Source organism: Paraglaciecola algarum (assembly GCF_021532655.1).
GTDB lineage: Bacteria > Pseudomonadota > Gammaproteobacteria > Enterobacterales > Alteromonadaceae > Paraglaciecola > Paraglaciecola algarum.
Genome location: NZ_JAKGAS010000019.1, coordinates 38,594 through 52,920, shown reverse-complemented (window position 1 = coordinate 52,920; position 14,327 = coordinate 38,594). Strand labels below are relative to the sequence as shown.

General features: G+C 39.1%; 8 protein-coding genes. 4 read left to right on the top strand and 4 right to left on the bottom strand.

The window, feature by feature from the left end:
- The first annotated feature begins 540 nt into the window (after positions 1 to 540).
- On the top strand, positions 541 to 3,249 hold the full coding sequence (gene acnA / locus L0668_RS20065; RefSeq protein ID WP_235314516.1) for an aconitate hydratase AcnA: 2,709 nt from the start codon (positions 541 to 543) through the stop codon (positions 3,247 to 3,249).
- Positions 3,250 to 3,313: 64 nt separating this feature from the next.
- On the opposite strand, the gene L0668_RS20060 is transcribed toward acnA, so the two are convergent.
- Positions 3,314 to 4,693 (bottom strand): class II fumarate hydratase, encoded by a 1,380-nt coding sequence (locus tag L0668_RS20060; RefSeq protein WP_235314515.1) that lies wholly within the window; start codon positions 4,691 to 4,693, stop codon positions 3,314 to 3,316.
- Positions 4,694 to 4,743: 50 nt separating this feature from the next.
- Positions 4,744 to 5,511 carry a PRC-barrel domain-containing protein gene (locus tag L0668_RS20055; protein WP_235314514.1) on the bottom strand — a complete coding sequence of 256 codons (768 nt, stop codon included), beginning with the start codon at positions 5,509 to 5,511 and terminating at the stop codon, positions 4,744 to 4,746.
- 775 nt (positions 5,512 to 6,286) lie between these two features.
- Here L0668_RS20055 and L0668_RS20050 point away from each other — a divergent pair.
- The 3 genes from L0668_RS20050 (at position 6,287) to L0668_RS20040 (ending at position 7,819) form a co-directional block, all read left to right on the top strand.
- Complete coding sequence (locus L0668_RS20050) at positions 6,287 to 7,066, top strand: transporter substrate-binding domain-containing protein (RefSeq protein ID WP_235314513.1); 780 nt, start codon at positions 6,287 to 6,289, stop codon at positions 7,064 to 7,066.
- A gap of 169 nt (positions 7,067 to 7,235) precedes the next feature.
- Positions 7,236 to 7,580, top strand: coding sequence for a PBPRA1643 family SWIM/SEC-C metal-binding motif protein (locus L0668_RS20045; protein WP_235314512.1), 345 nt, complete (start codon positions 7,236 to 7,238; stop codon positions 7,578 to 7,580).
- A 20-nt stretch (positions 7,581 to 7,600) separates the two neighbouring features.
- Positions 7,601 to 7,819 carry a DUF6500 family protein gene (locus L0668_RS20040; protein WP_235314511.1) on the top strand — a complete coding sequence of 73 codons (219 nt, stop codon included), beginning with the start codon at positions 7,601 to 7,603 and terminating at the stop codon, positions 7,817 to 7,819.
- 75 nt (positions 7,820 to 7,894) lie between these two features.
- On the opposite strand, the gene L0668_RS20035 is transcribed toward L0668_RS20040, so the two are convergent.
- Together L0668_RS20035 and L0668_RS20030 are read right to left on the bottom strand one after the other, a co-directional pair.
- Positions 7,895 to 10,978: an efflux RND transporter permease subunit gene (locus L0668_RS20035; RefSeq protein WP_235314510.1), complete on the bottom strand. Its 3,084-nt coding sequence runs from the start codon at positions 10,976 to 10,978 to the stop codon at positions 7,895 to 7,897.
- Positions 10,971 to 14,327 (bottom strand): efflux RND transporter permease subunit, encoded by a 3,357-nt coding sequence (locus L0668_RS20030; protein WP_235314509.1) that lies wholly within the window; start codon positions 14,325 to 14,327, stop codon positions 10,971 to 10,973. The genes L0668_RS20035 and L0668_RS20030 overlap by 8 nt, the downstream gene beginning before the upstream one ends.

Genomic DNA, 14,327 nt, shown 5'->3' with positions numbered 1-14,327 from the left:
TCCATTAACCCAACGTAAACATGCGGGTTCCAAGGGCTTTAACAGGTATGATCCTGCTCCGGCCCCGGGCACCATTTTAACTTCTATCGAAGTCTATATACATCCATAAAGCCTTATAAAATACCACTCTTAGCCAATACCTTGTCTATTAGAGTCTACTGACGTCTATTGAAATCTACACACATATGTCATTAGTCAAAAACTTATTTATACCATTCGGTATTAATAAGCAGTCACTTTGAATACATCCAACGGCTTTTGTTTAAGTTGTCAATATGCTGTAATGGTTGCTTTATTTTTTAAATAGTGCGAGCTATTTATAAAGAGAGCTAGGTGCAAATCTGCTCGCGTTCCTTTTCTGCTCTCGCTGAGATGTCAAAGGTTTATGCTAAATGGCGCAAGATAATGAAATTGCGGAAATAAACTATTGATATCCATTTACTAAAAAGTGAATTACTTTTGAGTGATCGAAAAAAACGAACGAAAAAGATAAAAATTTAACCTGAGAAGAGCCTATTTTCGAACAAAATGGAGAATAAAGTGACAACATTAAATCAACACTTATCTACACTTACGATTAAAGGAAAAAACTATCAGTATTACGCTCTGTCTTCGTTGCCTGCTGATATGAAGCGACTGCCTTTGACTGCAAAGATTTTATTAGAAAATCTGTTACGACACAGTGACAAACCTTATGTGCAGACTGAGGATATTCAAATATTGGCTGAATGGGACACTTCTTCCTCCACTGATACCGAAATCGCCTTTGTTCCTTCTAGAGTAATATTGCAAGATTTTACTGGTGTGCCAGCGGTAGTTGATTTGGCTGCAATGCGCGATGCAATGTTGGATTTAGGTGGCGACCCAAATAAAATTAACCCACTTAAACCTGTCGACTTAGTCATCGATCACTCAATAATGGTAGATGAATTTGCTAGAGAGGACTCGTTTGAACGTAATACTAAAATTGAGGTAGAGCGCAATAAAGAGCGCTATCAATTTTTAAAGTGGGGGCAAAGTGCTTTCGATAACTTCAAAGTAGTGCCACCAGGAAAAGGCATAGTGCATCAAGTTAATCTAGAGTATCTAGCCCGCGTCACTTTTATAGATGAACAATATGATACACCGCTACTATATCCTGATACTGTAGTTGGAACCGATTCACATACCACTATGATAAATGGTTTGGGTGTACTCGGATGGGGAGTAGGCGGTATTGAAGCAGAGGCGGCTATGTTAGGTCAGCCTGTGACTATGCTAATTCCTGAAGTAGTAGGTATGGAGTTAAAAGGTAAGTTACCAGCAGGAACAACTGCTACTGACTTGGTCTTAGCCGTTACCCAGCAACTACGTGCATTTGGTGTTGTCGGGAAGTGTGTTGAGTTTTTTGGGGATGGCATAAAACACTTAACTGTGGCCGATAGAGCTACACTTGCCAACATGTCACCAGAGTATGGGGCAACCTGTGGATTGTTTGCAATCGATGAGCAAACTATTAAATATTTGGCTTTAACTGGTCGTAGTGAGAAACAAATCGAGCTTATCGAAGCTTATTCAAAGGCACAAGGGATGTGGGGTAGCGAAGCTCAGGAGCATGCTGAGTATCACGCCACACTGGCTATGGATTTGGCAACAGTGGTTCCAGCCATAGCCGGACCGAAACGTCCGCAAGACAGGATTAATTTAAATCAAGCAGCGACCTCATTTAGTGATTGGATAACAGAGCAAAAGGAATTGGCTATTGCACCTGATAAGGAAAAAGGACGTTTTGATAGTGAAGGTGGAGCGGAAAACATTGGTTCAAAAACCAGCGTTTCTTATCGTCATAATAATCAAGATTTGGATCTTCATGAAGGCTCAGTTGTGATTGCGGCGATCACCAGTTGCACCAATACCTCCAATCCATCAGTGTTGATTGCGGCGGCCTTATTAGCGCAAAAAGCCAATGAGTTAGGACTTACAGTTAAACCATGGGTAAAAACCAGTTTTGCTCCAGGCTCGCAAGTCGTTACTGAATATCTCAACGAAGCAGGCTTATCTAAAGAATTAGATATATTGGGATTTAATCTAGTTGGTTACGGCTGTACAACTTGTATTGGTAATTCAGGTCCATTACCTGAGGTTATTTCAAATGCGATTAAAGAAAATGATTTAATTGTGACTTCGGTTTTGTCAGGTAATCGCAATTTTGAAGGTAGGATACATTCTGATGTTAAAGCCAACTATTTGGCATCGCCCCCTCTAGTTGTAGCTTATGCACTGGCAGGTAATATGAAAATTGATATTACTAAGGAGCCACTTGGCATTAGTAACACTGGAACACCTGTTTATTTAAAAGACCTATGGCCAAGTCAGAATGAAATCCAAGAGATTGTAACGCGGGTGGTCAACAAGTCTATGTTCTCTGAGAAATATGGCTCTGTTTATGACGGAGGTGAAATATGGGAAAATTTAGACCCGGTTGATGCTGATATTTATAACTGGCCAAATAGCACTTATGTGAAAAAGCCTACATTTTTTGCAGACATGCCAGCTCAGCCTGAGCCCATTAAAGCGATTAAAAATGCCCGTTGCTTATTAAAACTGTCAGACAGTGTCACGACTGATCACATTTCTCCAGCAGGTTCGATTGGTAAAGAAACTCCTGCTGCCGATTATTTGCGTGATAACCAGGTTTCACTAAAGGATTTTAATTCTTATGGCTCAAGGAGAGGGAATCACGAAGTCATGATGCGCGGTACTTTTGCAAACGTTAGGCTAAAAAATCAGCTGGCGCCAGGCACTGAGGGCGGTTTTACGCGCATGCAGCCCAGTGGTAAGGACATGACTGTATTTGAAGCTGCGCAGCAGTATATTGCTAAGGATATACCCACTATAGTAATAGCGGGTAAGGAGTACGGCACTGGAAGTTCCCGTGATTGGGCAGCCAAAGGGCCATTGTTACTTGGTGTAAAAGCGGTGATTGCTGAAACGTATGAGCGTATTCACCGTTCAAATCTTATTGGAATGGGCATATTACCACTGCAGTTTAAGCAAGGTGAAGGCGCAATTACCTATAGTTTAGAAGGCACAGAGCAGTTTTCAATTCAGGCTGTCGAAGCAGGTCAAAAGCAGGTAACAGTAGAAGTTGAAAAGCCTAACGGCGAGATTGTTAGCTTTCAAACAGACATTCGTATTGATACGCCAAATGAATTCGAATATTTTCGTCATGGAGGTATTCTTCAATATGTGATTAGAACCTTGCTTTAAAAATAGTGAGTTAAGCGTTTTACATAGTCTGTAGGCCTATATAACTTGGTTTACAGGCTACTTTTTAAATTGTTGTCCCTCCTATCATTCTCTCTGGATTTAATATTGAGATAAGCTCAGCTTCATCTAAATCGGTTAGCTCCTTTGCGACCTCTAGCACTGTTCTATTTTCTGTATAGGCTTTTTTGGCAATCTCGGCGCTTTTATCGTAACCAATCAAATTCGTCAAAGCTGTTGCTAACATCGGGTTTTGTGCAACCTTTTGTTCAAGCATTGATAGGTTAACTTGCATGTCTTTAACTACTTTATCCGCAAGTGCTGTGCTACAGGAACACAGTAGTTGAATACTTTGCACTAGGGTATAGCCAATTAATGGCAACATAGTATTTAACTGAAAGTTACCAGACTGCCCAGCTAAGGTGATAGTGGTGTCATTACCAATTACTTGAGTGCATGCCATAAGTACCGCTTCGGGGATCACAGGGTTAACTTTGCCAGGCATAATACTGCTGCCTTTTTGAAGCTCAGGTAAGTGTATTTCATTTAAACCGTTTAACGGTCCACTACTGAGCCAACGAATATCATTACTAATTTTACTCAAGCTAACAGCTGCGGTTTTAAGGTTGCCACTAACACTAACTGCTGTATCTTGTGCACTGATGGCATGAAAGTAATTGTCAGCAGGGGTGAATACTAATGGGCTATTTTCTGATAAAAAATGGGTTACAGTGGCGCCAAACTTTGAGTGAGTATTGACTCCAGTTCCAACCGCAGTGCCACCAATAGCAAGTTTACATAAATTGTGTAGACTATGTTTTAATTGGGCTTGGATATCGTTGACCTGACTACGCCACGCACTAATCTCTTGACCAAAGCTCATTGGCATGGCATCCATAAGATGAGTTCTGCCTGTTTTGATTGTTTGTTGATGTTCCTTTGCTTTACGTTCCAAAGTGTTACTGAGGTGTGATAACGAGGGTAACAGCTCATTGGCTATGAGTGTCGCTGCACTTAAATGTATACATGTCGGTATTACATCATTAGAGCTTTGGCCCAAATTAATGTCATCTAATGGATGCACGTTTACCTCGCCATTGGTTTGCACTGCAACTAAAGAGGCAATCACTTCATTGGCGTTCATGTTAGTACTGGTGCCAGACCCTGTTTGAAACACATCTACCTGAAATTGTTCGTCGTAGTCGCCATCAGCAACACTTTTAGCAGCAGCTTGAATTGACATTGCTTTGTCTGCGTCAAGTAACCCTAACTCCAAATTGGCATGCGCCGCCGCACCTTTCACCGTGGCAAGAGCCCAAATAATAGCACGAGGCATTTTCAATTCACTCATAGTGAAATTTGCTAGTGCTTTGGCGGTTTCTTCGCCGTACAACAGTTTACTATTGTGGACTGTATCGCTTGCGATACAGTCGTGTGTTGTGGACATAACTTAGCCTTACACCATATATGTATGGTATTTTCCAAATAAAATAATGGTTATTTATCTATCGAACTGAATATTTTTCTCACTTCTTCGAGGTAATTAATGTCATTTAATTTGTCAGAGTGATATTCGGGGCAAGCTTTAATTTGTGCTAAACTAATATTACATGTAACGGTTTTACTTCCCCAATTTAAGGTATCAAACTGATCAGGCGAGATGAGCACTTTTTTACCACCAGGCAACCAATTACGTGTATCAATAACTAGATAACGTAAAGTCCAATTGTAGGTATCCCAAATAAAATCTTTGATATAGCCTTTTATTCCGTCCAATGCTTCAACCCCATAGTGTTCGACTTCGTTCGCCGAGCGAAGGTGATTTACTTGTTTAGTATTATCTTTTTCAATTTCGTTATCGTGAGCATTGGTAATGGGCAGTACATTCCCGTGAAATAGTGCTGTTGGATAAGCGTATTCGCCCCAAGTTCCTTCACCTGTCCAATAGTAGCCGTAACCAAAATAGTCATAATAGGCTTTTTCAAACTCTCGAGATACTGTTTCATATTCCTCTATTTTTGGGCAGTTTTTAATGGTTTCTTTAGTGAATGAGACTTTTAGTGCATGATCATCAGAGCTAAATTCACGCAATGCTATGGGACTTATTAATACCTTCTGACTTAGGGGGAGCCAAGGGTGAGTGTCAGTTACCAAAAATCGAATGACCCAAGAACTATCGTCAAAATATACATCTTTTATCTGACCCACGTCTCCGTCAGTTGCTTTGATGTTACTACCGTTTAACTCTTTAAGACTGACTAACATAATGTTCTCCTTATTGATGAATTGGATTTACCTTCTCATTTCAAACAAGACATTTTTGCACGTGAAAAATTGATGACTAACTGTCATCAAAACAAAAGTTCACATTACTTTATACTAGTCTAAAATAAATAAAATCTCAATTTATAGTTAGTGTAGAAATTAAATTTTGTTACTGGTTTTATTCCCGTTACTTTGATTGTATTTAGTTATGTAATTGTTTTTATTGTTTTTTTTATCCATGTTTTTAGTTGTTGGTTATTTTTTAATAATTAGTGTACTAATTATTTGCATTTGATGAGTTTATGATGTCAAATGCAAATTATTAAAAATGATTTGAGGCTTTAGTCATGCTCCTTTTTCATTGCATGGGTTTTAAGAAAATGTGATCAAATCAAAAATAAGAGAAGCTAATTGTGAACTCACAAAAGTACTTGACTATGGACTTAGCGACGAATGTATACGAATAAATTCAAGTTGGTTAATGTGTTTATGGCGTGCTTATTTGAGCTATTTAGAAAAACGGAATAGAGGACTTCAAGATTAATAGCTATTAGACTAAAGTATACATTGGCTAGTAAATACTTTTAAAACAATGTCTTACATGTGTTTTTTCCTGCCCTTAGAGATTTGAGATAATTAAAACATACAGATCAATCTTGCTACTTTTGATAATATTAAGTGTGTATTTTTATTATAAAAATAAGTTGAATTTTAAGCTTATTCTCTTCGTTCAGTAAATATGATTAATCAGGTCGTTGTGTCGGTTTATATTCGAATGTATAAAATAGTCAAATGTTTAGCACTAGGTCTAGCATTGTTTACTTGTTGTGTGAATATGCAAGTTTTGGCTAAGTCCAGCGTGTTAACAATTAAATTAGCCACTACTGATTGGTGCCCATATGCTTGTGAGATGGATAAAAATCATAAAGGGCTCGCCTATGATTACGTTGAGTATATTTTTAGTAAATATGACATTCAGGCTGACATAGTTTCTTTTCCTTGGGCTAGAGCAATTCGACAGGTAAATATTGGGGCTAGACATGGATTGCTCACAGCTGTGCATTCAGAAAGTCCAAACTTAATGTTTACTTCAGAACCAATGATGAGTTACCAAATGTGTTTTTATGGGTTACCAACTTCTAAATGGGAGTATGTGGATCAAGGCTCTTTATCTGAGGTGTTGTTAGCCGTTATCTCTCAATATGGTTATGGCAGCCCAGTCGATGATTATCTAGCGGATCAAGAAAATACAAAAAAGGTTATCGAGCTTAGTGGTGACCTAGGGTTACAAAGGTTAATGTCTTTAGTGCAAGTGGGTAGAGCAGAGGTTTTTATTGAAGATAAAAATGTGTTTAATTGGTTTAATAAAACACACAAATTAACCGGTGGAAGTAATTTCAAACAACTTGGTTGTTTAGATGAAACTCCATTTTATCTGGCATTGTCGTCTGAATTACCCTGGGCTAAAGAGGTGGTTAAACTTCTTAACCTAGAGTTTGCCAGTAAATTTAATCATAATTGGTTAAAACAACATAAATCTGTAAATTATCAGTAAACCTGCCAACTATAATTGTATAAAAGCACAATGTTTGAGCTGTATTATTTAAGGTGACTTTTTAATGCTAATCATTTGTTGAAATTGGTATACACTCCCATCCTTTAAAGCACTCAGTATTTTAGTAATATTTTTAGTGTTGCATTTTTCAGATTAGGCTGGAGCCAATATGTCAGATAAGTTCTTTTTTAAAGGTCGTCAAGATGCTCGTCAGAGCCACATTAAATATGGTGATGGTAGGAGTGCCACACAAAAACCAGGAAGTAAGAAGTATCCGTTAAATTTAGTGGTAACAAATGAATCACGTCATGCAGAAGTTGAAGCTTTATTAAAGGAAGCTAACTTACACGGGAATATCAAAGTGGATACTAGTGACGGTGCGTCTGAATTGATTACTGAATTAACTGTATTGCTTAATAAAGCTAGCTCGATAAAAGTGGCTAAAGTGCCATCTCGAAATGAGCCATGTGTATGCGGTAGTGGCAAAAAATACAAGAAGTGTTGTGGAAGCTAGAAGGATTGCAGAACTAGAAAATGAAAGACGAGTTAAGAGCAAAAATCATTCAGATTTGTGACAAAAAAATAGCCAGCAAAGGTGAAAATGTCGGCTTGTCATTTTACGCTTTTTTTGCAAATAAAAATGATAACCCAGAACTACTAATGGAGGCCGCAACTTGGTGGATCCAAACTCATCAATTAGATCATTTTGTTAAAGCGAAAGTTATCAAGGATATGATTTATAAAGGGATGTGAAGTTATTGCTTTGATAGGTTTTCACCAAACTCAGGGCCTTGAATAATCACTGAGTCTGGCGCGTCAAATTTCACTTTAGGCTTTTATGACTCTGCCCACTAGGGCCTTACTGTTTTTTATCATGTTAACCGTTTTAGCTCTTAGTTTTAATAATAACAAATAGGCTAAAGGCACTAATACTAAACTGGTTAAGGTAGAAAATACCAAACCGCCTATTATGGCAATAGCCATAGGTGAGTAGGGTGGGCCGTCTCCGCCTAAACGTGTGCCCCCCATAGCCAGTGGTACTAGGCCCAATACAGTAGTCGCTACTGTCATTAATATAGGTTTAGCTCGGGTTAAACAGGCTTCGATTATGGCTTGATTAATCCCTTGCCCATGGTCAATTAATTGGTTGATCCTATCCACTAACACTATGCCATTGTTGACCACTATACCCATTAAAATTAGCATGCCTATCATGGCCATAATTGACATAGACATACCCGCTGCAAATAATGCCCAAAACACACCTGTTAGCGAAAACAACAAAGATGTAATAACAGCAGTAGGTAATAATAAAGACTCAAATAAAGCAGCCATAACTATGTAAATCATGCATATAGCTAAGATCATGTTGGTCTGCATGGCTGATTCATTTTGCCTTTGTCTTTTGATGCTGCCATCAAATGTCCAGTTGTAACCAGTCGGGAAATGAATATGTTCCATCACGCCTTCTATGTTTTTCTTGGCATCTTTAATGGTCACGCCGTCATCTAAGTTTGCGCCAATGGTGATAGAGGTTTGACGATAATTACGATTAATTTGTGCAAGCCTAGGTTTAACGGTTAAAGAAGCAATCATGTCTAAGGTGACATTCTTGCCATCTTTGCGGATGATGGTTAAGTTTCTTAATTCATCTACCGAGTCTTGGAGTCTTTCGTCAAACATTAATCGAATGGCAATTTCACCAGTATCTTCACTGCGATAGGTTCTTAGGTTTGAGCCTCTTAAAGCAACGGCGATTATTTGTGCCACGTCATTAGTGTTTAAGCCAAATCGAAAGGATTTTTGCCTATCAACAACAACTTGTAATTCTAGTTTCTGCTTGGTGGTATCGGTTTTTACATCAGACAAACCTTTGATGTTACTTAGTATTGGAATAATTTGTTTTGAGATATCGTCTAAGGTTTCAGATGAGTCACCCACTAAGGTAAACTGGATACCGCCACCGTTTCCTTCATCCCATTTAAACGACGGTTTTGCACGAGCAAATTTAGGCAAACCTTCAAGAATTTTCTTTTTGGCTGCAGCTTGAGAAACGGGGATATCGTCAACAAAGGTGATCCCTGACACAGCAAAACCTGAGCGGTAATAGGAGTAAACCTGTTTTATATAGAAGTCTTCTTGATTGGAATATAAATAGGCTTCCATTTTATTAACGGTATTTTCTACTTCTTCCAAGCTATAACTGCCTTGAATATCGTAGTTCATCCATACTCGATTTTGGTCGTTATCATTATCGTCGTCATTGGTGACATACTGCATAGGTATAGCAGTACTAGCTAGAATGCCTAAGGCAATTAAACTGGTTTTACCTTGATGTTTTAAGCTCCAAGTTAATACTTTTTTGTACATAACAGCGATTTTACTAGGCTTTTTACGTACGTTGGAAATCTCAGCTTTACTGGCTTTTATTTTAGTAGACAAAAGTGGGATCAAGGTTTGAGAAATCACTAGCGAAGCAAATAACGAAATACATATGGCTATGGCTACGTGTTCTAAAAATACAGTGACGTTTACTTTTTCACCCACAATATTAGGTAAAAATACTATGGCGGTGGTGATGGTACCTGCTATTACCGCTAAACTCACTTTGGCTACACCGGCTTTCGTGGCGGCAATGGGATCTTGTATACTACGTTTTTCGTGTTCAATACTTTCAGTCACCACTACCGCATTATCTACTAACATACCCACCGCTAACATCAAGCCCATCATAGATAATATATTGATGCTATAACCCATCATGTACATGCAACCTAGCGTTATGCAAATAGAAAAGGGCACTGACAGTACGACAAGCAAAGTACTAGTAATGTTTCGTAGGAAAGCGTAAAGCACCAAGAGTGATAACAACGCGCCAATTAAGCCTGCTGAGAGCAAATCAGATAAAGATTTAGTCACACTTTCTGCTTCGTTTTCATTGATCAATAAGTTGATGCCGTTAAAGGCAGGGTTGTTGTTAGCCTCTTCTATGACTTTTAGTACCTGTTCAGATACCTGCACCATATTACTGTTTGATTCACGATAGATATTAAAACCCACAGCGTAAGATTGATCTAAATGGCGGCCATCGGTACGTTTGGGTTTCTCAAATTTGACTGTGGCTATATCACTTAAACGTACGCCTTTTTTTACTACTAGATCCTCTATATCTTGAACACTGTTAAACTCGCCTTGAGGATTAACTGTGATTTTTTGTTGATAATTTTGATCATTAAATGCGCCCGCTGATAAGGAAAAGTTAGCGCTGCGTAAGGCTCTAGTTAACTCATTGGTGTTAACTTGTAATGCTGCCATTAATAATGGATCGAGGCGAATAGAGATTTGTTTTTCAGATACCCCCCATAATTCAACTTTGGATACCCCAGGGACTCTTTCTATGGGACGTTTTAAGTTGCGATCTAATAAGTCAAAGGCGTTAGATAAGTCCCGCTCACTGGACACATTCATAGAAAATATTGGCATATCGTCGGTATTAAATTGATACACCAATACTCGCTCAACATCAGATGGAAGTTGGCCGCGGATCGCATCTACTTTTTCGCGCGCTTCAATGCCTTTGGCTTTTAGGTTTTCGTCCCAAGCAAAACGTAATCGAACTTGTGCGGCATCTTCGGTTGAACGTGATTGCAATCGTTTGATCCCAGACATAGTGGCTAAAGCTTCTTCTACTGGCCGGGTGATCATTTTTTCTACTTCAACCGGCGTGGCGTCTTTGTAGGGGATATGAATGATTATTTGTGGAATATCTATGCTTGGAAACTTCTCTAATGGCAACAACTGGCTAGACATAATGCCAAACAACAAGAGTGAGAAGAATGACATTAACACTGTCACTGGACGGCGAATGGCAAAATCTGCTAGGGCTGCGCCTGTGCTTGCGAACTTATCCATATACTTTTTCTCCTAGATCATTTTCACTTGGAGAGATTGGCTCGGGTGTAAATTGTTTACGGTCAAACAAGCTGTAAATAACCGGAATAAACAATAAAGTGAGTAAGGTCGCAAACAGTAATCCATAAATCACGGTCACCGCCATAGGTGTACGAATTTCAGCTCCTTCACCCATGCCTAAAGCCATAGGTAATAAGCCTAAAGATGTGGTGAGAGTGGTCATTAATATTGGGCGCAAACGACTTTGAGCTGACTGAATAATGGCTTGAGTTTTCTCTATGCCGGATGCTCTTAGTTGGTTAATGCGATCGATTAACACTATGGCATTATTCACCACTATTCCTGCCAACATAATCAAACCAATAAACACCACCACACTTAAGTTTGTGCCGGATAAATACAGGCCATAAATTGAACCTGCGCAGGCAAGGGGAACAGTGAATAGAATCAGTAATGGGTGCAGTAGTGATTCAAACTGTGATGCCATAACTAAATACACTAAAAAAATAGCCAGCGCTAAAGCGAATTGTAAAGACTGGAAACTTTGGGTCATTTCTTCACTTTGACCCGCTACCTTGGCTTGCATATTAATGGGCAACTTAATTTGGTTAAGGTGCTGTTGAGCTGCTGTTACACCTTGATTTAGATCGCCATAATTTAAGTTGGCGGATATCACAGCGACACGCTCTTGACCTATTCGGGTTATTTCACTAGGGCCAATGGCCATAGTAATATCAGCCACAGCACTTAACGGAATAGGTGACTCAGCACCAGGGTTGACAATCACTTGGCCAATGTCAGATATTGAGTCTCTTTGGGATTCTTGGGTTCTGACTAAAATATCTACTTTACGATCTTCAATGCTGTATTTTCCGGCTAACTCCCCACCAATTTTGGCAGACAACAATTTGGATACAATAGGGGCGGTTAAGCCTAATTGGGCTAGTTTATTGTGATCAAACTCTATTTTAAGTTCAGGATTACCCGCTTGTAATGATGATTTTACATCAGCAAATCTGTCGTCTGTTTGTAATTGGGTTTTAATTTTTTGACTATATTCGCTTAACGCTTTTAAGTCGTAACCTACCAGTTGAATCTCAAGAGGAGTGGCAAAGGTAAATAGAGCGGGTTTACCAAATTTACTTTGAACGCCAGCTTGTTGACTTAAGTACTTACGCATTTGGTTTTGCACGTCTTGGTTGTTCTCTGCTGAGCCATCTTGCTGCATAACGACATTTAATTTACCCCAGTATTCACCTCCTTGATTAGACGATACATTCATCAAACTACCGGTACCGGCGAGGGCATAAGTGCGTTCAACCCCTGGCAGTGATTGAGTAAATAGAGCTAGTTCAGAAATAACCTGATCAGTTTGTTGTAACTGTGATCCTGTGGGTAAGTTAACCTCTACATAAAATTCACCTTGTGACATGTCGGGTATGAGTTCCATACCTAGTTTGGGAAGTAATAGTAAAGAACTTGCTGATATGGCAATAATCGAGGTTAACATTAACAAGCGCATCTTTAATGCGGCTTGAAGGGCAACAAGATACACAGTTTCGATCAAATTAAATAGTTTGTCGAACAGCCATAATATTGGCTTAAAACACCAGCTTAATGTTTTGCTCAATATTCTAAAAACAAATACTAAAACGGTAGTGATGACTAAAGGCAGATAATAAAACAAGGTTTGTACTAACCAAGAAAAAGGCAATGATAGATAATGGAAAAACCTGGCTATTTTACTATTAGGTTTAACCTTTTCTGGGTTAGGGGCAAATTCTACGGATGATTTTAGATTAGTGTTTTCATTAGATTTTTCACCAGCGGCTAACATGGGTATGAGTGTTAGAGCCACCACCAAAGAAGCGGCTAGGGCAAAGGTAACAGTTAAGGCTTGATCACTAAACAATTGCCCAGCAATGCCTTCCACAAAAACCAGAGGAAAAAATACAGCCATAGTGGTGAGAGTTGATGCGGTAATGGCCATGGAGACTTCTTTTGTTCCTTTGACTGCAGCCTGCTTAAAGTCTTTATTGGTGGTTTTATGCCTCGCAATGTTTTCTAGTACCACTATGCTGTTGTCTACCAACAAACCAATGGCTAACGCGATACCACCTAGGCTCATAATGTTCAGGCTGATGCCGTTGCCATACATCAAGTTGAAAGTAGCAATAATCGAAACAGGTATAGAGATAGAAATAATTAAGGTAGGCCAAATATTTTTTAGGAATAAGTAGAGTATGAACATGGCTAATATGCCACCTATGATGGCCGCTGATTTTACATCTGCTATGGCACTGCCAATAAATTTAGATTGGTCGTAAACTAATTGTAATTGGTAATGTTCTGGGATTTGTTTTTGCAGAAGATCTATTCTGAATTGAATATTTTGTGCCACTTGAACAGTGTTCGCATCGCCTTCTTTATAAATCGCGATTTCTACTCCTTCAAAACCGTTAAAACGGTTGAGGGATGTAGGATCTTTGTGGGTATCGGTGATCTGAGCAATATCACCTAAACGAATGTTTTTACCTTCACGAGTGGCGATAAATAGATCGCGAATATCATCTAGGTTTTTAAATTGATTTAAGGTCCTAACTAGATATTCTTGCGAGCCATCTTTAACTCGGCCTCCGGATGTATTCACATTTTCAGCTTTTAAACGTTTAACTATTTGGTCTGCAGTAATCTTTAATTGACTGGTTTTTTGCTGATCAATTAACACCTGTATTTGGTGCTCTAGGCCACCGCTGACTTTTACTGACGCTACACCTTCAACGGATTCTAACTGGCGTTTAATCTGCTCTTCAGCATAAAGACGTAGGGTTTTGATACCTTGTTCAGTTAGCTCTGTTGGCTTGGTAGGTGCTTTCTTAACATTCTTAGCGTTATTAGAAGCCGAGTCTGACTGAGCTACCCCACCAAAACCGAAACGCATGACTGGATCTAAACTGGGATTGAAACGTAATAAAATGGGCTTTTTAACATCTAAGGGTAACCAAATGGTATCTAGCTTTTCTCGGACTTCTAAACTAGCAAAGTCCATGTCTGTGCCCCATTCGAATTCGAGTAACACATCTGATTGGCCTGCTTTAGAGGTAGAGGTGACTTTGCGCACCCCTTTTACCACACCGATTGCTTCTTCTATGGGTTTAGAGACTAGTTGTTCTATTTCGCCAGGTGCCGCTCCCACGTAGTCAGTGCGAATAGTTAGAGTGGGGTAGGATAAATCTGGCAATAAGTTAACGGCTAATCGTGATAACGACACCATGCCAAATAATACTATTGCAAAAGTAAACATCCATACGGTAACCGGACGTTTAACTGCAGTATCTATCATGCTCAT